At 65.6% G+C, this 19,064-nt stretch carries 18 protein-coding genes; 16 read left to right on the top strand and 2 right to left on the bottom strand.

Features of this window, described 5'->3' with window-relative positions; genetic code table 11:
- The first annotated feature begins 157 nt into the window (after positions 1 to 157).
- The 4 genes from AC19YT_RS15060 to AC19YT_RS15075 all read left to right on the top strand — a co-directional run bounded on the left by AC19YT_RS15060 (position 158) and on the right by AC19YT_RS15075 (position 3,326).
- Entirely contained in the window at positions 158 to 817 is a 660-nt protein-coding gene (locus AC19YT_RS15060; protein ID WP_095110819.1) for a transglutaminase-like domain-containing protein, read from the top strand.
- Positions 818 to 860: 43 nt separating this feature from the next.
- Positions 861 to 1,484, top strand: coding sequence for a glutathione S-transferase family protein (locus AC19YT_RS15065; RefSeq protein ID WP_500599117.1), 624 nt, complete (start codon positions 861 to 863; stop codon positions 1,482 to 1,484).
- 133 nt (positions 1,485 to 1,617) lie between these two features.
- Positions 1,618 to 2,550, top strand: a complete 933-nt coding sequence (locus tag AC19YT_RS15070) for an ABC transporter ATP-binding protein (RefSeq protein ID WP_095110821.1) — start codon at positions 1,618 to 1,620, stop codon at positions 2,548 to 2,550.
- Complete coding sequence (locus AC19YT_RS15075) at positions 2,547 to 3,326, top strand: ABC transporter permease (protein ID WP_095110822.1); 780 nt, start codon at positions 2,547 to 2,549, stop codon at positions 3,324 to 3,326. Before AC19YT_RS15070 ends, AC19YT_RS15075 begins: the two co-directional genes overlap by 4 nt.
- 51 nt (positions 3,327 to 3,377) lie before the next feature.
- On the opposite strand, the gene AC19YT_RS15080 is transcribed toward AC19YT_RS15075, so the two are convergent.
- Positions 3,378 to 3,893, bottom strand: coding sequence for a DUF2062 domain-containing protein (locus tag AC19YT_RS15080; protein ID WP_095110823.1), 516 nt, complete (start codon positions 3,891 to 3,893; stop codon positions 3,378 to 3,380).
- Between the two features lie 135 nt (positions 3,894 to 4,028).
- Here AC19YT_RS15080 and AC19YT_RS15085 point away from each other — a divergent pair, with 135 nt between their 5' ends.
- The 12 genes from AC19YT_RS15085 to AC19YT_RS15140 all read left to right on the top strand — a co-directional run bounded on the left by AC19YT_RS15085 (position 4,029) and on the right by AC19YT_RS15140 (position 15,447).
- Positions 4,029 to 6,248 (top strand): DNA internalization-related competence protein ComEC/Rec2, encoded by a 2,220-nt coding sequence (locus tag AC19YT_RS15085; protein WP_500610535.1) that lies wholly within the window; start codon positions 4,029 to 4,031, stop codon positions 6,246 to 6,248.
- A 103-nt stretch (positions 6,249 to 6,351) separates the two neighbouring features.
- Positions 6,352 to 6,987, top strand: a complete 636-nt coding sequence (pocA, locus tag AC19YT_RS15090) for a flagellar polar localization protein PocA (RefSeq protein ID WP_176465160.1) — start codon at positions 6,352 to 6,354, stop codon at positions 6,985 to 6,987.
- Positions 6,984 to 7,412 (top strand): flagellar polar localization protein PocB, encoded by a 429-nt coding sequence (gene pocB / locus AC19YT_RS15095; protein ID WP_095110826.1) that lies wholly within the window; start codon positions 6,984 to 6,986, stop codon positions 7,410 to 7,412. The genes pocA and pocB overlap by 4 nt, the downstream gene beginning before the upstream one ends.
- Complete coding sequence (gene lpxK / locus AC19YT_RS15100) at positions 7,412 to 8,422, top strand: tetraacyldisaccharide 4'-kinase (RefSeq protein ID WP_500610536.1); 1,011 nt, start codon at positions 7,412 to 7,414, stop codon at positions 8,420 to 8,422. Before pocB ends, lpxK begins: the two co-directional genes overlap by 1 nt.
- Positions 8,423 to 8,446: 24 nt before the next feature.
- Positions 8,447 to 8,632, top strand: coding sequence for a Trm112 family protein (locus tag AC19YT_RS15105; RefSeq protein WP_095110828.1), 186 nt, complete (start codon positions 8,447 to 8,449; stop codon positions 8,630 to 8,632).
- Positions 8,629 to 9,393: a 3-deoxy-manno-octulosonate cytidylyltransferase gene (gene kdsB, locus AC19YT_RS15110; protein ID WP_500599122.1), complete on the top strand. Its 765-nt coding sequence runs from the start codon at positions 8,629 to 8,631 to the stop codon at positions 9,391 to 9,393. The genes AC19YT_RS15105 and kdsB overlap by 4 nt, the downstream gene beginning before the upstream one ends.
- Complete coding sequence (locus AC19YT_RS15115; protein WP_500599123.1) at positions 9,393 to 9,857, top strand: low molecular weight protein-tyrosine-phosphatase; 465 nt, start codon at positions 9,393 to 9,395, stop codon at positions 9,855 to 9,857. The genes kdsB and AC19YT_RS15115 overlap by 1 nt, the downstream gene beginning before the upstream one ends.
- Entirely contained in the window at positions 9,854 to 10,873 is a 1,020-nt protein-coding gene (gene murB, locus AC19YT_RS15120; protein WP_095110831.1) for a UDP-N-acetylmuramate dehydrogenase, read from the top strand. Before AC19YT_RS15115 ends, murB begins: the two co-directional genes overlap by 4 nt.
- 236 nt (positions 10,874 to 11,109) lie before the next feature.
- The gene (locus AC19YT_RS15125; RefSeq protein WP_500610537.1) at positions 11,110 to 11,580 is read left to right on the top strand and encodes a (2Fe-2S)-binding protein; all 471 of its coding nucleotides are present in this window, start codon (positions 11,110 to 11,112) and stop codon (positions 11,578 to 11,580) included.
- Positions 11,577 to 13,883 carry a xanthine dehydrogenase family protein molybdopterin-binding subunit gene (locus tag AC19YT_RS15130; protein ID WP_500610538.1) on the top strand — a complete coding sequence of 769 codons (2,307 nt, stop codon included), beginning with the start codon at positions 11,577 to 11,579 and terminating at the stop codon, positions 13,881 to 13,883. The genes AC19YT_RS15125 and AC19YT_RS15130 overlap by 4 nt, the downstream gene beginning before the upstream one ends.
- Complete coding sequence (locus AC19YT_RS15135; RefSeq protein ID WP_095110891.1) at positions 13,883 to 14,869, top strand: XdhC family protein; 987 nt, start codon at positions 13,883 to 13,885, stop codon at positions 14,867 to 14,869. Before AC19YT_RS15130 ends, AC19YT_RS15135 begins: the two co-directional genes overlap by 1 nt.
- The gene (locus AC19YT_RS15140) at positions 14,866 to 15,447 is read left to right on the top strand and encodes a nucleotidyltransferase family protein (RefSeq protein ID WP_500610539.1); all 582 of its coding nucleotides are present in this window, start codon (positions 14,866 to 14,868) and stop codon (positions 15,445 to 15,447) included. Before AC19YT_RS15135 ends, AC19YT_RS15140 begins: the two co-directional genes overlap by 4 nt.
- A gap of 56 nt (positions 15,448 to 15,503) precedes the next feature.
- On the opposite strand, the gene rne is transcribed toward AC19YT_RS15140, so the two are convergent.
- Positions 15,504 to 18,668 carry a ribonuclease E gene (gene rne, locus AC19YT_RS15145; RefSeq protein ID WP_500610540.1) on the bottom strand — a complete coding sequence of 1,055 codons (3,165 nt, stop codon included), beginning with the start codon at positions 18,666 to 18,668 and terminating at the stop codon, positions 15,504 to 15,506.
- Positions 18,669 to 19,064: the final 396 nt, after the last annotated feature.

Consider the following 19,064-nt stretch of genomic DNA (forward strand, 5'->3'; position numbering starts at 1 on the left):
GTAGGACAGTGTGCGTGATGATTGTCAGTCGGGTCGGCGGCAGATGTAAGAGTGCTGGCGCCTGCCCCGGTGGCAATCCCTGATATTTGGCCGAAACGTCGTTATCCGTGTGCGGGGTCTGTCGCTAGACTCGGGGCTTCCCCAGGAGAGCCTTCCCATGCACGAATACCTCAAGCCCGGCCGGTTCATCGATAGTGACCACCCTGCGGTGGTGGAGTTCGCGCAAAAACATCGCGGCACTGCTCGCGAGCCGCGCGAGCAAGCGGTGAACCTGTACTACGCGGTGCGTGAAGCGGTGCGCTACAACCCCTACACCTTCAGCCGCGACCCCGACACCCTGCGCGGCAGCTACGCCCTGGACAGCGCCGAAAGTTACTGTGTGCCCAAGGCCACCCTGCTGGCCGGGTGCGCGCGGCATTGCGGGATACCGGCGCGCATTGGCCTGGCCGATGTGCGCAACCACCTGTCCACGCCGCGCCTGATCGAGCTGCTCAAAAGCGACGTGTTCGCCATGCACGGCTACACCGAGCTGTACCTGGACGGGCGCTGGGTCAAGGCCACGCCTGCGTTCAACCAGAAACTGTGCGACCTATTCGATGTGCCGGCCCTGGATTTCGATGGGGTCAACGACAGCGTATTCCACCCCTTCAACCGCCAGGGGCAGCAGTCGATGGAGTACCTGGTGGACCACGGCCAGTTCGCCGATGTGCCCGAGGCGTTGTTCTTCGGCCACATTGCCCAGTGCTATCCGCACTTGTTCGCCGAACATCAGAGCGGCCTGCTGGGGGACTTGCAGAGCGATTTGAGTCGCGCCTGATCCGGCGTAGACTGCCCGGGCATTTAGCCATCTGGGAGCGCTCATGCTGAAAATCTGGGGTCGGAAAAACTCATCCAACGTGCGCAAGGCGCTGTGGTGCGCCGAAGAGTTGGGCTTGGCCTACGAGGCCCTGGACGCCGGCGGTGCCTTTGGCGTGGTGGACACGCCGCAGTACCGGGCGCTCAACCCCAACGGGCGGATCCCGATGATCGAGGACGATGGCTTTGTGCTGTGGGAATCCAACGCCATCGTGCGCTACCTGTGCGCCCGCCACGCCAGCGATTCGCCCTGGTACCCGGCCGATGTGCAGGCCCGGGCCAGCGCCGACAAGTGGATGGACTGGACCACTTCGACCTTTGCCGAACCCTTCCGCCAGGTGTTCTGGGGCGTGCTGCGCACCCCCGCCGAGCAGCAGGACTGGGCCGCCATTCACGCCGCCCGCGACACCTGCGCGCAATTGTTGGCCCGTGTGGACCAGGCGTTGGCTGGCCAACCCTACCTCTCGGGCGAGGCCATCGGCATGGGCGATATTCCCCTGGGCAGTTTTATTTACGCCTGGTTCGAGATGCCCATCGAGCGCGCGCCGCTGCCCCATTTGCACGCCTGGTACGAGCGCCTGAAACAGCGCCCGGCCTACCGCCACGCGGTGATGACTGCGTTGACTTAATACCGACTATCAACACAGGTGACTGTACTTGTGCGGCCTCGACAAGCACCATTGCGCCTGTCGGTGCCGCTGCATTGCTTGCGGCCCACGCTGGTTTTTCTCTTTTCCTTCCTTCTTGGTGCATGAATCCGATATGAGTTCCGCTCTGTCCATCCGGCAGCTAACCAAAACCTACGGCAACGGTTTCCAGGCCCTGAGTGGTATCGATCTGGACGTCGCCGAAGGTGACTTTTTCGCCTTGCTCGGCCCTAACGGCGCCGGTAAATCCACCACCATCGGCATCCTCTCCACCCTGGTCAACAAGACCAGCGGCACGGTGAACATCTTCGGCCATGACCTGGACCGCAACCCGGCGGCGCTCAAGCGTTGCATCGGCGTGGTGCCGCAGGAATTCAATTTCAACCAGTTCGAGAAGACCTTCGACATCGTCGTGACCCAGGCCGGCTACTACGGCATCCCGGCCAAAGTCGCCAAGGAACGCGCCGAGCAGTACCTGACCCAGCTCGGCCTGTGGGACAAGCGCGATGTGCCGTCGCGCTCGCTCTCTGGTGGCATGAAGCGGCGCTTGATGATCGCCCGCGCCCTGGTCCACGAGCCGCGCCTGCTGATCCTCGACGAGCCCACCGCGGGCGTGGACATCGAACTGCGCCGCTCGATGTGGACCTTCCTCACCGAGCTGAACGAGAAAGGCATCACCATCATCCTCACCACCCATTACCTGGAAGAGGCTGAACAGCTGTGCCGCAACATCGGCATCATCGACCACGGCACCATCGTCGAGAACACCAGCATGCGTCAGTTGCTCGGCCAACTGCATGTCGAGACGTTTTTGCTCGACCTCAAGCACAACCTGCAAGCGCCACCGGCGCTGGTGGGCTACCCCAATCGGCTGGTGGACAACCACACCCTGGAAGTCCAGGTGGACAAGGCCGTGGGCATCACCGCGCTGTTCGGCCAACTGGCGGCGCAGAACATCGAAGTGCTGAGCTTGCGCAACAAAACCAATCGCCTTGAGGAGTTGTTTGTGTCCCTGGTGGAAAAAAACCTGGCGAAGGTGGCTATATGAACTCGGAACTGCGGCCCAACCTCGTTGCCCTCAACACCATCATCTACCGTGAAGTGCGGCGCTTTACCCGCATCTGGCCGCAAACCCTGCTGCCGCCGGCGATCACCATGGTTTTGTACTTCGTGATCTTCGGCAACCTGATCGGCCGGCAGATTGGCGACATGGGCGGTTTCACCTACATGGAGTACATCGTGCCGGGGCTCATCATGATGTCGGTGATTACCAACGCCTACAGCAACGTGGTGTCGAGCTTCTTCGGCGCCAAGTTCCAGCGCTCCATCGAGGAATTGATGGTGTCGCCGGTGTCGCCCCACACCATCCTCATCGGCTATACCGTGGGCGGCGTGTTGCGCGGCCTGATGGTGGGGTTGATCGTGACGCTGCTGTCGCTGTTCTTCACCGATTTGCAGGTCCACCACCTGGGCGTGACCGTGGTGGTAGTGGTGCTGACGGCGACGATCTTCTCGCTTCTGGGGTTCATTAACGCGGTATTTGCACGCAACTTCGACGATGTCTCGATTATCCCGACCTTCGTGCTGACCCCGCTGACTTACCTGGGCGGGGTGTTCTACTCCATCAGCCTGCTGCCGCCGTTCTGGCAGACCGTGTCGCTGGCCAACCCGGTGCTGCACATGGTCAACGCCTTCCGCTACGGCATCCTGGGCGTGTCGGACATCAAGATCAGCGTCGCCATCGCCTTTATGCTGGTGGCCACCGCGGTGCTGTACATCGGTTGCGCGCGGCTGCTGGTGAGCGGGCGCGGGATGCGTCAATAGCTAATTGATACGTAATGAAAAACGGCCTCCATCTGGAGGCCGTTTGCGTTTTTACTGGCGCTTTTTCTGGCGTTGCTTCCACTGGCGCCCCACCCACCAGCGCCAGTACAGCATGGTCAGGCAATAGGCGAGGGCGCCGAGTACCACGCCGGCCACCACCGAGCCCAACAAGAACGGCTGCCACAGGGTGGAAAGCTGGCTGCTGATCCACTCCCAGGTCAGCTCGTCGGGCAGGCTGCGCGGCGGCACGTTCATCAGCCAGGCCCCGAGCTGGTAGGTGCAGAAAAACACCGGCGGCATGGTGATGGGGTTGGTCAGCCACACCAGGCTCACGGCAATCGGCATGTTGCCGCGCACCGACACCGCGAGGGCGGCGGCCAGCAGCATCTGCGCCGGGATCGGCATGAACGCGGCAAACAGGCCCACCGCCATGGCGCGGGCAACCGAGTGGCGATTGAGGTGCCAGAGGTTGGGGTCGTGGAGCAATTTGCCGAGAAAGCGTAAGGACTTGTGTTCCCGGATACTGGTCGGGTCGGGCATGTAGCGTTTGAATAAGCGCCGGGGCATGGGAATTCTCGGTCGGTTCAAGCGGGCAGTATGCCCGGAATCTACCGAAGGCCGATTCAGACTTTGTGACAATTAATAAGCGCGTGCCTGTGTGACCCGGCTATTCCTCAGTCGTGGACTCTCAAGGACGGGCTTATGCGCACAGGGATGCTGGCGCTGGCGCTGGGTTTGTTGGCGCTGCGTTTTCTGCCGGTACTGCCGCCGGTCGGGTTATTGCTGCTGGCGGTCACGCTGGCGCTGATGCTGTTGCCGTTTCGCACTTATCCACTGGCGTTGTGCCTGCTGGGGCTGAGTTGGGCCAGCGTGTCGGCCCACTGGGCCTTGGCCGATCGCTTGGCCCCGGCGTTGGACGGGCAGACCCGCTGGGTCGAGGGCCGCGTGGTGGGGCTGCCGCAAGAGGCGGGCAGCGTGGTGCGTTTCGAGCTGGCCGGGGCCACGGCGCGCAAGGCCCGCTTGCCCAAGTTGATGCGCCTGGCCTGGCACGGCGGGCCACCAGTGCGCAGCGGCGAGCGCTGGCGCCTGGCAGTCAAACTCAAGCGCCCGAGCGGGCTGCTCAACCCCCACGCCTTCGATTACGACGCCTGGCTGCTGGCCCAGCGCATCGGCGCCACCGGTACGGTCAAGGACGGCCAACGCCTGGCACCGGCGCACGGGGCCTGGCGCGACAGCCTGCGCCAGCGCTTGGCGCAGGTCGATGCCCAGGGCCGCAACGCAGCCCTGACGGCGTTGGTGCTGGGGGACGGCGCGGGCCTGGGCAGCAGCGACTGGCAGGTGCTGCGCGATACCGGCACCGTGCACCTGTTGGTGATTTCCGGGCAGCACATCGGCTTGCTGGCGGGGTTGGTGTATGGCGCGGTGGCCGGGGTGGCGCGCCTGGGCCTGTGGCCGCGGCGCTGGCCGTGGCTGCCATGGGCCTGTGGCCTGGGGTTCGCGGCGGCGCTGGGGTATGGCCTGCTGGCCGGGTTTGATGTGCCGGTGCGCCGCGCCTGCCTGATGATCGGCCTGGTGCTGTTATGGCGTTTGCGCTTTCGCCATTTGGGCGCGGGGTGGCCGCTGTTGCTGGCGCTTAATGGCGTGCTGCTGGTGGAGCCGCTGGCCAGCCTGCAACCGGGTTTCTGGCTGTCGTTTGCGGCGGTGGCGGTGCTGGTGTTCATCTTCAGCGCTCGCCTGGGCCGTTGGCGCGGCTGGCAGGCCTGGATGCGGGCGCAGTGGCTGATCGCAATCGGCCTGGGTCCGGTGCTGTTGGCGTTGGGCTTGCCCATCAGCCTGAGCGGGCCTTTGGCCAACCTGGTGGCCGTGCCCTGGATCAGCCTGTTGGTGTTGCCCCTGGCCCTGCTCGGCACGGCGTTGCTGGCGCTGCCCTTTGTCGGAGAGGGGCTGTTGTGGCTAGCTGGCGGCGCCCTCGACCTGCTGTTTCGCGCCCTCGCGTTGTTGGCCGCGCAACGCCCGGCCTGGGCGCCGCCGGCCTTGGCGGGGTGGGCGTGGGCGATCACTGCCCTGGGCGCGGTGTTATTGCTGTTGCCCGCCGGCGTGCCGTTGCGCGGGCTCGGCTGGCCGATGCTGCTGATGGCGGTTTATGCGCCGCGCCCGGAGATTGCCCACGGCCAGGCGCAGGTCTGGCAATTGGACGTCGGCCAAGGCCTGGCGGTGCTGGTGCGCACGCGCCAGCACGCCTTGCTGTACGACGCCGGCCCGCGCCAGGGCGAATTCGACCTGGGCGAGCGGGTGGTGCTGCCGGCGTTGCACAGCCTGGGGGTCCAGGGCCTGGACCTGATGCTCCTCAGCCACGCCGACGCCGACCACGCGGGCGGTGCCGGCGCGGTGGCGCGGGGCCTGCCGGTGGCGGCGGTGATCGGCGGCGACCCGGCCGCGCTGCCGGCGTTCTTGAACGCCCAGGCCTGCACCAGTGGCCAGCAATGGCAATGGGATGGCGTGACCTTCCGCCTCTGGCGCTGGGCCGACGCCCGCGACAGCAATCAGACCTCTTGTGTGTTGCAGGTGGAGGCCGGCGGCGAACGCTTGCTGCTGACCGGCGATATCGACACCGAGGCCGAACGGGCGCTGCTGGCCAGCCCCCTGGCGGTGCCGACCCATTGGTTGCAAGCGCCCCACCATGGCAGCCGCAGCTCATCCTCAATGGCGTTGCTCCAGGCCCTGAAACCGGGCGCCGTGTTGATCTCCCGTGGCCAGGGCAACGCTTTTGGTCACCCTCATCCACGGGTGATGGCGCGTTACCACTACCTCGGTATGGACGTTTACGACAGCGCCGAACAGGGCGCCATCCGCCTCGACCTGGGCACCTTCAGCGCCGCGCAAACCCTGCGCCAGCAACGGCGCTTCTGGCGCGCGCCCTGAGATAACCCGGTGTTATTAAACGCGGGGTCAATGCGACATCACGTTCTTCGGTGGCCTGCGGCGCTATGTTAGAGTGGCGCACTTTTTCGAGGGGGCTGTCACTGTGTGGGAATTGGTCAAATCCGGCGGCTGGATGATGCTGCCGATCATTCTGAGTTCCATCGCGGGCCTGGGCATCGTCGCCGAACGCCTGTGGACCCTGCGCGCCAGCCGTGTCACCCCCGAGCACTTGCTGGGCCAGGTGTGGCGCTGGATCAAGGACAAACAGCTGAACAAGGAAAAACTCAAGGAGCTGCGCGCCAATTCCCCCCTGGGCGAGATCCTGGCCGCGGGCCTGGCCAACTCCAAGCATGGCCGCGAGATCATGAAGGAGTGCATCGAAGAGGCCGCCGCCCGGGTCATTCATGAACTGGAGCGCTACCTCAACACCCTGGGCACCATCGCCGCCATGGCGCCGCTGCTGGGCCTGCTGGGCACGGTGCTGGGCATGATCGATATTTTCAGCTCATTCATGGGTACGGGCATGAGCGCCAATGCCGCGGTACTCGCCGGCGGCATCTCCAAGGCCCTGATTACCACGGCCGCGGGCCTGATGGTGGGCATCCCCGCCGTGTTCTTCCATCGCTTCCTGCAACGCCGGGTCGATGAACTGGTGGTGGGCATGGAGCAGGAAGCGATCAAATTGGTCGAGGTGGTACAGGGCGACCGGGACGTCGATCTGGTCGAGGGCAAAGCGTGAAATTTCGCCGCAAACCGCGAGAGACGGTTGATATCAACCTGGCCTCGCTGATCGACGTGGTGTTTATCCTGCTGCTGTTTTTCGTCGTGACCACCACCTTCACCCGCGAAACCCAACTGCGCGTCGACCTGCCCGAGGCCGTCAGCGGCTCGCCGGCCGAAGACCAGGTGCTCAAGCAGGTGGACATCGCCATCAGCGCCGACGGCGTGTACAGCGTCAACAACCAACTGCTGGCCAAGAACGACCTCGCCGGCCTGATGGAAGCCTTGCAGAAGGAGTCGGCGGGCGACACCAGCCTGCCGCTGTCCATCAGCGCCGATGGCAAGACCCCGCACCAAGCCGTGATTACCGCCATGGACGCGGCCGGCAAACTGGGCTTCAGCCATTTGCGCATGACCACGGTCGAAGCGGCCCCGGTTCCCTGATGGCACTTTCCGATCGCTTGCTCGACGCCTGGTACACCGGCCACCCCGCGCTGAAGCTGTTGCAGCCCCTGGAATGGCTGTACCGGCGCGTGGTGGCGGGCAAGCGCGCACGTTTTCTGGCCGGGGAGGGCACGATTTACCGCGCACCCGTGCCGCTGATCGTGGTCGGCAATATCACCGTGGGCGGCACCGGCAAGACGCCGTTGATCCTGTGGATGATCGAACACTGCCAGCGCCAGGGCCTGCGGGTGGGTGTGGTCAGCCGTGGCTACGGCGCCAAACCGGCGCAATTGCCGTGGCGCGTGCGCGCCGAACAGAGCGCCACCGAGGCCGGGGACGAACCCTTGCTGATCGTGCAGCGCACCGGTGTGGCGCTGATGATCGACCCCGACCGCAGCCGCGCCGTGCAGGCCTTGCTGGCGGCCGAACCGCTGGACCTGATCCTGTGCGACGACGGCTTGCAGCATTACCGCTTGGCTCGCGACCTGGAACTGGTGCTGGTCGACGCCGTCCGGGGCCTGGGCAATCGCCGTTGCCTGCCGGCCGGGCCGCTGCGTGAGCCGGTGGAGCGTCTGCACAGCGTCGACGCGCAGTTGTTCAACGGCGCGGCCAGCGATACCCCCCAGGGTTACGCCTTCCAACTGCAACCCACGGCGCTGGTCAACCTGCTCACCGGCGAGCGCCGTGGCCTCGATCATTTCGCCCCGGGCCAGGCCCTGCACGCGGTGGCCGGCATCGGCAACCCGCGGCGTTTCTTCACTACCCTGCAAGCGCTACACTGGCGGCCCGTGGCCCACGCCTTCGCCGACCATGCCCAGTACAGCCCGCAGGCCTTGAGTTTCACCCCTGCGCTGCCGTTGGTCATGACCGAAAAAGACGCGGTCAAATGCCGGGCCTTTGCCTTGGCCGATTGGTGGTACCTGGCCGTGGATGCCGCGCCGTCGCCGGCCTTCGTCGCCTGGTTCGATACCCAATTGATGCGCCTGCTACCCACCCGTCTCTTGCCTTAATACGCTGTTATCCAAGGAGTTTTCATGGACACCAAACTGCTCGATATCCTTGCCTGCCCGGTCTGCAAAGGCCCGCTCAAACTCAGCGCCGACAAAACCGAACTCATCAGCAAGGGCGCCGGCCTGGCGTACCCGATCCGCGACGGCATCCCGGTGATGCTCGAAACCGAGGCCCGCACCCTGAGCAACGACGAGCGGCTGGATAAATGAGCACCGCGTTCACCGTTGTCATCCCGTCGCGCTTTGCCTCCACCCGCCTGCCGGGCAAGCCGCTGCAACTGATCGCCGGCAAGCCGATGGTCCAGCACGTCTGGGAACAGGCCTGCAAAAGCAGCGCCGAGCGGGTGGTGGTGGCCACCGATGACGCGCGCATAGTCGACGCCTGCCGCGCCTTTGGTGCCGAAGTGGTGCTGACCCGCGAAGACCACAATTCCGGCACCGATCGCCTGGCCGAAGTGGCCACGGCGCTGGGCTTGGCGCCCGACGCCATTGTGGTCAACGTGCAGGGCGACGAGCCGTTGATTCCGCCGGCCCTGATCGACCAGGTGGCGGCCAACCTGGCGCACCACGGCGAGGCGCGCATGTCCACGCTTTGTGAACCGATCGAAGACGTTGAAACCCTGTTCAATACCAATGTCGTCAAAGTCGTCAGCGACTGCAACGGCCTGGCCCTGACCTTCAGCCGTGCCACCTTGCCCTGGGCACGCGATGCCTTCGCCAGCGATCGCACGCAACTGCCCGCCGGCGTGCCGTACCGCCGCCACATCGGTATCTACGCCTACCGCGTCGGCTTCCTTCATGACTTCGTCAACTGGGGCCCGTGCTGGCTGGAAGACACCGAGTGCCTGGAGCAACTGCGCGCCTTGTGGCACGGCGTGCGCATCCACGTCGCCGACGCCCTGGAAGCGCCACCGGCCGGGGTCGACACCCCGCAAGACCTCGAACGCGTTCGACGTCTGCTGGAGGCCTGATGCGCGTTTTGTTCGTGTGCCTGGGCAACATCTGCCGCTCGCCCACCGCCGAAGGCGTGTTGCGCCACAAATTGCGCGAGGCCGGGTTGGCTGCGCAGGTGCAAGTGGCTTCGGCCGGCACCGGTGACTGGCACGTCGGCAACGCCCCGGACAAACGCAGCCAGGCCGCGGCCCTGCGCCGTGGCTACGACCTCTCGGCCCAGCGCGCGCAGCAGGTGAGCCGCGCCGATTTTGCCGATTACGACCTGATCCTGGCCATGGACCACAGCAACCTGCGCAACCTCAAGGCCCTGCAACCGGCCCAGGGGCGTGCGGAGTTGGACCTGTTCCTGCGCCGCTACGCGTCCAGCGTCGATGAAGTGCCCGACCCTTACTACGACGCCGAGCAAGGCTTCGAGCAGGTGCTGGACTTGATCGAGCATGCCTGCGATTTGCTGGTGATCGAAGTCAAGGGGCGCCTATGAGCCTGGTGTTTGAACCGCAGGTTTCGCTCAAGGCCTTCAACACCTTCGGCGTCGATGTGCGCGCCCAGGTGTTCGCCCAGGCCCACAGCGACGCTGATGTGCGCGAAGCGCTGGCCTATTGCGCGCAACAGCAATTGCCGCTGTTGGTGATCGGTGGCGGCAGCAACCTGCTGCTGACTGCTGACATCCCCGCGTTGGTACTGCGCATGGCCACCCAGGGCATCCGCATCCTTAGCGATGACGGCGTGCAGGTGATCGTCGAAGCCGAAGCGGGCGAGGCCTGGCACCCCTTTGTGCTGTGGACACTGGCCCAGGGCCTGTCGGGGCTGGAGAACCTCAGCCTGATCCCCGGCACCGTGGGCGCCGCGCCAATGCAGAACATCGGCGCTTATGGCGTGGAGATCAAGGACGTGTTCGCCGGGTTGACCGCCCTGGACCGCGAAAGCGGCGAGTTGCGCGACTTTGACCTGCACGCCTGCCGCTTCGGCTACCGCGATAGCCTGTTCAAGCAGCAGCCGGGGCGCTGGCTGATCCTGCGGGTGCGCTTTGCCCTGAGCCGCGTCGAGCATTTGCACCTGGGCTACGGCCCGGTCAGCCAACGCTTGGCGCAGTTGGGCATCGCCCAGCCCAATGCCAGCGACGTGAGCCAGGCGATTTGCAGCATCCGCAGCGAAAAACTGCCGGACCCGGCCGTGCTCGGCAATGCCGGCAGCTTCTTCAAGAACCCGCTGGTGCCGGCAGCGCTGGTGGCCGAGCTCAAGGTGGATTACCCGGACCTGGTGGCTTATCCGCAGGCGGACGGGCAGATGAAACTGGCCGCCGGGTGGCTGATCGAGCGCGCGGGGTGGAAGGGCTTTCGCGAGGCCGATGCCGGCGTGCACCGCCTCCAGGCCTTGGTGCTGGTCAACTACGGCGGCGCCACCGGGTTGCAGTTGCTGAACCTGGCCCAGCGCATCCAGCAGGACATCGCCCAACGCTTCAAGGTGCAACTGGAGATGGAGCCCAACCGCTACTAGCCTCGGCACCTGCGGTATCCAAAGCCCTGTGATCGTTTCGATCCCAGGGCTTTTTTGTCAATTGCTGCTTAACTTGGCCTGCTAACGATGCGTCGTTCGTTGTACTTAAAAGGCCCGGTGAAGACCCGTCTTCGCAAGAGAGCCTCCCCTTAGCCTGAGCCCATCTGCGTTGCCACACCGCTCGCCCCGAGCGGCAGATGGCTCGACCCAAAGCCAAAAACAAGGCGGGCGTGCCCATGATGACACTCAAACTCAACGGTCAAGACCACCCCCTGGACGTCACCGAAGACATGCCCCTGCTCTGGGCCATCCGCGATGTGATCGGTTACAGCGGCACCAAATTCGGTTGCGGCATGGGCCTGTGCGGTGCTTGCACCGTCCATATCGACGGCGCCCCGGCGCGCAGTTGCATCACCCCCATCGGCTCGGTGGCCGGGCGCAACGTCAGCACCATCGACAACCTGCACAACGACCCGGTGGGCCAAGTGGTGCAGCAAGCCTGGCTCGACGTGGCGGTGGCGCAATGCGGCTACTGCCAGGGCGGGCAGATCATGTCCGCCACCGCGTTGCTCAAAACCACGGCCAACCCCAGCGACGAACAAATCGAACACGCCATGCTTGGCAACTTGTGCCGCTGCGGCACCTACAACCGCATCAAGACCGCCATCCACCAGGCCGTGGCCCGGTTGCAGGAGGCCAAGGCATGAGCCCGTTACCCAGCGATTTTGCCCTGAGCAACTTGAGCCGCCGCGGCTTCCTCAAAGGCCTCGGCGCCACCGGCGCATTGGTGCTGGCGGCCAGTTGGGGCTGGCAGCAGGCCTTGGCCGACGAAGCCAAGTTCGGCGCCGAAGGCATGCCCCACGGCGCGGTAGACGACCCCAAGGTGTACGTGAGCATCGCCGCCGACGGCCAGGTCACGGTGCTGTGCAACCGCTCGGAAATGGGCCAAGGCGTGCGCACCAGCCTGGCCATGGTGGTGGCCGACGAATTGGAAGCAGACTGGGCGCGGGTCAGCGTGGCCCAGGCGCCGGGGGATGAAGCGCGCTTCGGCAACCAGGACACCGATGGTTCGCGCAGCATGCGCCATTGGTTCGAGCCGATGCGCCGTTGCGGGGCGGCGGCGCGGGCGATGCTGGAGCAGGCGGCCGCCGCCCAGTGGCAGGTGCCGGTGGGCGAATGCCGGGCCCGCTTGCACCAGGTCATTCACTCGCCCAGTGGCCGCGAACTGGGCTACGGCGCATTGGCCTGCGCCGCCGCAGCCTTACCCGTGCCACCGCGTGATGGCCTGCGCCTCAAGGGCCCGGACGAGTACCGCTACATCGGCAAGGAGGCGACGCGGGCCATCGACGGCGCCGATATCGTCAACGGCCGGGCTATCTACGGCGCCGACGTGCATTTTGAAGGCATGCTCTACGCCACCGTGGCGCGGCCACGGGTGTATGGCGGCAAGGTCAAATCGCTGGACGACAGCGCGGCGCTCAAGGTGCCCGGGGTTATCAAAGTCATGGCCATCGAGGGCCGGCCGTTGCCCTCGGAGTTCCAGCCCCTGGGCGGTATCGCCGTGATTGCCCGTAACACCTGGGCCGCGATCAAGGGCCGCGAAGCGCTGAAAATCGAGTGGGGCGACGGCGCCAATGCCGGCTACAACTCCATCGCCTATCGCCAGGAGCTGGAAGCCGCCGCCCGCCAACCCGGCAAAGTGGTGCGCAACAGCGGTGACATCGAGCAGGCCATGGCCAGCGCTGACAGCAGCCTGGAAGCCGCCTACTACTTGCCGCACTTGGCGCAATCGCCGATGGAGCCGATGGTGGCCATCGCCCGCTTCCAGGGTGGCCACTGCGAAGCCTGGGCGCCGAGCCAGGCACCGCAGGTGACCCGCGAGCGCATTGCCGAACGCCTGGGCATCGGTTTTGAGCAGGTGCGGGTCAACGTCACCCTGCTGGGCGGCGGCTTTGGCCGCAAATCCAAGCCGGATTTCATCCTAGAGGCGGCGATCCTGGCCAAGGCCTTCCCCGGCACAGCGGTGCGGGTGCAGTGGACCCGCGAGGACGACATTCATTTTTCCTACTTCCACACGGTGTCGGCCGAGTACCTCAAGGCCAGCCTGAACAAGGACGGCTTGCCGTCGGGCTGGTTGCACCGCACGGTGGCGCCGAGTATCACCGCGCTGTTCGCCCCAGGCATGGCCCACGAGGCTGCGTTCGAGCTGGGCATGGGCTTTACCAACATGGCCTACGCGATCCCCAACGTGCGCCTGGAAAACCCCGAGGCGGCGGCCCATACCCGGGTCGGCTGGTACCGCTCGGTGTCCAACATCCCCCATGGCTTTGCCATCCAGAGCTTTGTCGATGAACTGGCCCATAAAGCCGGCCAGGACCCGCTCAAATACCAGCTCAAGTTGTTGGGCCCGGACCGCCAGATCGACCCGCGCACCCTCAGTGAAGAGTGGAACTACGGCGAATCCCCCGAGCGCTACCCCATCGACACCGGGCGCCTGCGCCAAGTGCTGGAAGTGGCGGCCAAGGCTGCCGGGTGGGGCCGGCCACTGCCCAGGGGCCGGGGGCTGGGGCTGGCGGTGCACTACAGCTTCGTCACCTACGTGGCGGCGGTGCTGGAAGTGGAAGTCCAGGACGATGGCACCTTGATCGTGCACAAGGCCGATATCGCCGTCGATTGCGGCCCGCAGATCAACCCCGAGCGCATCCGCTCGCAGTTCGAGGGCGCCTGCGTGATGGGCCTGGGTAACGCGGTGCTGGGGGAAATCAGCTTCAAGGATGGCCGCGTGCAGCAGGACAACTTCCATATGTACGAAATCGCGCGCATGTCCCTGGCGCCTCGGGAAATCGCCGTGCACCTGGTCACCCCGCCCGGCGAGGTGCCGTTGGGTGGTGTCGGTGAGCCGGGGGTGCCACCCATCGCGCCGGCGCTGTGCAACGCGATTTTCGCCGCCACCGGCAAGCGCATCCGTAACTTGCCGGTGCGCTTACAGGCCCAGGGATGGCGCGCCTGATGGACAGTGTCGACCTGAACGTGTTGCGCAGCGTGCTGCAATGGCGCCGTGATGGCCGCGCGGTGGTGCTCTACAGCGTGGTGCAGACCTGGGGCAGCGCGCCCCGCCCGCCAGGGGCGATGCTGGCGTTGCGCGATGATGGCGTGGTGATCGGCTCGGTGTCCGGCGGCTGCATCGAAGACGACCTGATCGCACGCCTGCATGACGGACGCCTGGCGGCGAGCGGCCCGCCCGTGGAGCTGCTGACCTATGGCGTCAGCCGCGACGAGGCGGCCCGTTTCGGCCTGCCCTGTGGCGGCACCTTGCGCCTGGCCCAGGAACGGCTCGACGACCCGGCCTGGGTCGCGCAACTGCTGGAGCGCTGCGCGGCCCACGAAATCGTCGCCCGCGAGCTGGACCTGGCCACAGGCCGGGTGACGTTGCTGGCGGCGGGGCGGGCCGACAGCCTGAGTTTCGATGGGCGCACCTTGCGCGCGATCTACGGCCCGCGCTGGCGCTTGCTGCTGATCGGCGCCGGGCAGCTCTCGCGCTATGTGGCGCAGATGGCGCGGTTGCTGGATTTCGAGGTGCTGGTCTGCGACCCGCGCGAAGAGTTCAGCCACGGCTGGGACGAGGCCCATGGGCGGTTCGTCGCGGGCATGCCGGATGACGCGGTGCTCAACATCCACACCGACGAACGCACTGCCATCGTCGCCCTGACCCACGACCCGCGCCTGGACGACATGGCCTTGCTCACGGCGCTGGAGTCCCGGGCTTTCTATGTGGGCGCGCTCGGCTCGCGGGCCAACAGCCGCAAACGCCGGGAAAACCTCGCCCAACTGGGCTTGCCCGGCGCCGCCATCGAGCGCTTGCATGGGCCGATCGGCTTGTACATCGCCAGCCACACGCCAGCGGAGATCGCCCTGTCGCTGCTGGCGCAAATCGTCGCCCACAAAAACGGCGTGGCCCAGGCCGGCATGCGGCGAGCGGACGAGGCGGCAGCGTGACGCCTTTGGTGGTGGTGCTGGCGGCCGGGCAGGGCAGGCGCTTTCGCGAGGTGGCGGGGGCGGGGCAGGACAAGTTGCTGGCCCCTTGTGTCGGCCGTGATGGCCATCGTCGGCCGGTGATCGAGCAGGTGCTGCGCAACCTGCCGGCGCAGTTCACGCGCCGGCTGCTGGTGACCACGGCGGATCGCCCCGGAGTGGCCAGCCTGGCGCGGGCCTATGGCTGCCAGGTGCTGATCGTCGAGCCGGGCGGTATGGGCGATAGCATCGCTGCGGCGGTCGCTCTCGGGCCTTCTGCGGGCGGTTGGTTGCTGGTGTTGGGGGACATGCCATTTGTGTTGCCCGCGAGCATCGAGCAGGTGGCTGCCGCGTTGATGCCGGACAGCATCGCGGTGCCGCTGCATCAGGGCGAGCGCGGGCACCCGGTGGGGTTTGGCGCAGGGTTCGGTGCGACATTGGCGGGGCTGAGTGGGGACCGTGGGGCCAAGCGCCTGTTCGCTTCGGCGCGGGTGGCCGAGGTGGCGGTGCCGGATCTGGGCGTGCTGTGGGACGTGGACGAGCCGCAGGCCTTGGTGTTCTGAACCATAAAAAAGCCCCGCCTGATTGCTCAGGCGGGGCTTTTCAACAGCTGTTGGCGTCAGGCGAGGGGTTTAGGCTCGTGTTCTGCTTCCAGGGCTTGCGGGTTGTGCTCGACCACTTCTTCGACGCTACGCAGGTTTTCGTCGATGGCAGGCTCGGCGGCCACTTCGCTAGCCTGGGCTGGCGCCTCGACCACTTCGGCAACCGGCGCCGCTTCCACGGCAGCAGGCGCAGCAGCGCTAGCCAGTTCGGCTTCCTTCTGCAGACGCTCGGCTTCACGCTTGCGGCGACGCACTTCACGTGGGTCGTTCGGCGCACGGCCGTTTTCGCTGAGTACCACGGCTGGGGCCACGTCGGCGACCGGCGCGGCGGCTTCGGCAACCACTGGCGCTTCGACTGCGGCTTCGACGGCTGGCGCCGGCTCAGCAACAGGCTCGGCAACCACTACTTCGGCCACTGGGGCTGGGGCTTCGACTACAGCAGGCTCCGAGGTCCAGTTGAACGCGGTCTGTTCTTCACGAACCGGCTCTGGTGCGGCTTCTGCCACTGGCACTTGGGCCAAGGCTTCGATACCGGCCGCAGCCGGCTCTGCGATGGCCACGGCTTCAGGTTCGGCCTGAGGCTCGGCGGCTACTTCCACTTCAGCCACGACGGGCGCTGCTACGGGCGTGGTCGCTTCAACGGCGGGCGCTTCGACCTGCGGCGCGTCTTCGATGGCAGCGGTGGCGCGTTCGGCTTGCTGGTGTGCCTGGGCTTCGGCCGGGGCGCTGATGACGGTGCTGGCCACGGCGGCAGTGACGGCCAGGCCGGCAGCCAGGTCGGCGCTGCTTGGTTCTTCGCCGTTCTCGGACTCTTCCGAGCCTTCGATCACGTTGCCGTTGGCATCACGCTGACGCTCGCGACGGTTGCTGCGACGACGCTGGCCACGGGAGCGGCGGCGTGGGCGATCGCCTTCGGCGCCGTCCTGACCGTCGTCCTGCAGTTGCTCTTCATTAGGCAGCAGTTCTTCTTCGGCAACGGCGGCTACGGCCTCTTCGGCACGTGGCTGGCGCTCTTCACGTGGTGGGCGCGGTGCGCGCTCTTCCCGTGGTTGGCGGGCCGGGCGCTCTTCACTCACGGCTGCAACGGCGGCAGCAGCAGCTGGAGCGGCGTCCAGGGGCTCGCGCAGTTCACGTACCGGGCGCTCTTCACGCTCGCCGCGAGGCTTGCGGTCTTCGCGTGGGGCGCGAGGGGTGCGTTCTTCGCGAGGTGGGCGCGGGGCGCGTTCTTCGCGGGCGACTGCCGGGGTATCTTCACGGGCTTCGCGTGGCGCGCGGTCTTCACGTGGCTCACGGGGTTCGCGCGGTGCGCGTTCTTCGCGAGGGGCACGTTCTTCACGGGGCTTGCGTTCTTCGTCGCGGCGGCCGTTGCGGTTGCGGCTTTGCTGGCGACCGTTACGACGTTCTTCGTTGCGGGCAGGGCGCTCGCTGGCCGGTTTCTCGACCACGACCGGTGCGGCAGGCTCTTCCTTGGTAGCGAACAGGCTGACCAGGGACTTGACCAGGCCCTTGAACAGGCTCGGCTCAGGCACGACGGCCGGTGCGACCGGGGCGGCGACGGCTTCGCTCGGTACTGGTGCGTTGGCACGGGCCGGCGCGGTTTTCACGGCGGCTTCCTGGCGAACCAGGGTGCGGGTAGCGGCAGCCGGTTGCACTTCTTCCACTTCGGCAGCGGCAGCGGCGATTTCGTAGCTGGACTGGTTGATGTGGGCTTCCGGGCTGTCATCACGCAGGCGCTGCACTTCAAAGTGCGGCGTCTCGAGGTGATCGTTCGGCAGGATGACGATGCGGGCACGGGTGCGCAGTTCGATCTTGGTGATCGAGTTGCGTTTTTCGTTGAGCAGGAAGGCTGCGACCGGGATCGGCACCTGCGCGCGGACTTCGGCGGTGCGGTCTTTCAGGGCTTCTTCTTCGATCAGGCGCAGGATCGCCAGGGACAGCGATTCGACGTCACGGATGATGCCGGTGCCGTTGCAGCGTGGGCAAACGATGCCGCTGCTTTCGCCCAGGGACGGACGCAGGCGCTGACGGGACATTTCCAGCAGGCCGAAGCGCGAGATGCGGCCCACTTGGACGCGGGCGCGGTCGGCTTCCAGGCATTCGCGGACTTTTTCTTCCACGGCGCGCTGGTTCTTGGCCGGAGTCATGTCGATGAAGTCGATCACGATCAGGCCGCCAATGTCGCGCAGACGCAGTTGGCGGGCGATTTCCTCAGCCGCTTCCAGGTTGGTCTGCAGGGCGGTTTCTTCGATGTCGCTGCCTTTGGTGGCGCGCGCCGAGTTGATGTCGATGGACACCAGGGCTTCGGTCGGATCGATGACGATGGAGCCGCCGGACGGCAGTTCGACGACGCGCTGGAATGCGGTTTCGATCTGGCTTTCGATCTGGAAGCGGTTGAACAGCGGCACGCTGTCTTCGTACAGCTTGATCTTGCTGGCGTACTGCGGCATCACCTGGCGGATGAAAGTCAGGGCCTCGTCCTGGGCTTCAACGCTGTCGATCAGCACTTCGCCGATGTCCTGGCGCAGGTAATCGCGGATCGCGCGGATGATGACGTTGCTTTCCTGGTAGATCAGGAACGGCGCGGAGCGATCCAGGGACGCTTCTTTGATGGCGGTCCACAGTTGCAGCAGGTAGTCGAGGTCCCACTGCATTTCTTCGCTGCTGCGGCCAAGGCCGGCAGTGCGCACGATCAGGCCCATGTCGGCAGGCGCCACGAGACCGTTGAGGGCTTCGCGCAGTTCGTTGCGCTCTTCGCCTTCGATGCGGCGCGAGATGCCGCCGGCACGCGGGTTGTTCGGCATCAGTACCAGATAACGACCGGCCAGGCTGATGAAGGTGGTCAGGGCTGCGCCCTTGTTGCCACGTTCTTCTTTCTCGACCTGGACGATGACTTCCTGGCCTTCGCTCAGGACGTCCTTGATGTTGACGCGGCCTTCGGGGGCTTTCTTGAAGTATTCGCGGGAGATTTCTTTGAGGGGCAGGAAGCCGTGGCGCTCAGAGCCAAAATCGACAAAGGCAGCCTCAAGGCTTGGTTCGATGCGAGTAATCCGGCCTTTATAGATGTTGGCCTTCTTCTGCTCGCGTGCACCGGACTCGATGTCCAGGTCGTAGAGGCGCTGGCCGTCTACCAGTGCAACACGCAACTCTTCGGGTTGAGTTGCGTTAATCAGCATTCTTTTCATGTAGTACCGTCGGTTTCCGGGCTGCCGGAAACGGCGTTCGGCACACACGACTTCTCACGGTCGGTGTCAGGTGCGTCAGGAGTGGTTGGCCACTCCCGTGTCTGGCGAGGTTCGTCCAAAGGGGGCGAAGTCGCGACTTACGCGTCCTGCTTGCTGTGGCTACTTAAGCACTCAGTCAGGAGGAGGAATCAACCGGCGGATGTGGACGAGATGAAGCGTCTAAATATAAGCCTAGTGCTACACGGTCCGACGGTTGTGCATCTCCACCCTACACGTATCCCTGATAATTCGGGTGCTGCCGCGCGCAGAATCCGCAGCGGGTTGGCATTTACCGTGAGCTCCGAAAGGGGAGGTCACGCATCATGGCTAATTTAGGCGTTGTTTCCGAAGCCTTCG

This window comes from Pseudomonas sp. MF08875 (assembly GCF_059862525.1).

Bases quoted from the DNA above. Each gene is read 5' to 3' on its own strand.
- AC19YT_RS15060 (WP_095110819.1), top strand. From the start codon at position 158: ATGCACGAATACCTCAAGCCCGGCCGGTTCATCGATAGTGACCACCCT.
- AC19YT_RS15065 (WP_500599117.1), top strand. From the start codon at position 861: ATGCTGAAAATCTGGGGTCGGAAAAACTCATCCAACGTGCGCAAGGCG.
- AC19YT_RS15070 (WP_095110821.1), top strand. From the start codon at position 1,618: ATGAGTTCCGCTCTGTCCATCCGGCAGCTAACCAAAACCTACGGCAAC.
- AC19YT_RS15075 (WP_095110822.1), top strand. From the start codon at position 2,547: ATGAACTCGGAACTGCGGCCCAACCTCGTTGCCCTCAACACCATCATC.
- AC19YT_RS15080 (WP_095110823.1), bottom strand. From the start codon at position 3,893: ATGCCCCGGCGCTTATTCAAACGCTACATGCCCGACCCGACCAGTATC.
- AC19YT_RS15085 (WP_500610535.1), top strand. From the start codon at position 4,029: ATGCGCACAGGGATGCTGGCGCTGGCGCTGGGTTTGTTGGCGCTGCGT.
- lpxK (WP_500610536.1), top strand. From the start codon at position 7,412: ATGGCACTTTCCGATCGCTTGCTCGACGCCTGGTACACCGGCCACCCC.
- AC19YT_RS15105 (WP_095110828.1), top strand. From the start codon at position 8,447: ATGGACACCAAACTGCTCGATATCCTTGCCTGCCCGGTCTGCAAAGGC.
- kdsB (WP_500599122.1), top strand. From the start codon at position 8,629: ATGAGCACCGCGTTCACCGTTGTCATCCCGTCGCGCTTTGCCTCCACC.
- AC19YT_RS15115 (WP_500599123.1), top strand. From the start codon at position 9,393: ATGCGCGTTTTGTTCGTGTGCCTGGGCAACATCTGCCGCTCGCCCACC.
- murB (WP_095110831.1), top strand. From the start codon at position 9,854: ATGAGCCTGGTGTTTGAACCGCAGGTTTCGCTCAAGGCCTTCAACACC.
- AC19YT_RS15125 (WP_500610537.1), top strand. From the start codon at position 11,110: ATGATGACACTCAAACTCAACGGTCAAGACCACCCCCTGGACGTCACC.
- AC19YT_RS15130 (WP_500610538.1), top strand. From the start codon at position 11,577: ATGAGCCCGTTACCCAGCGATTTTGCCCTGAGCAACTTGAGCCGCCGC.
- AC19YT_RS15135 (WP_095110891.1), top strand. From the start codon at position 13,883: ATGGACAGTGTCGACCTGAACGTGTTGCGCAGCGTGCTGCAATGGCGC.
- rne (WP_500610540.1), bottom strand. From the start codon at position 18,668: ATGAAAAGAATGCTGATTAACGCAACTCAACCCGAAGAGTTGCGTGTT.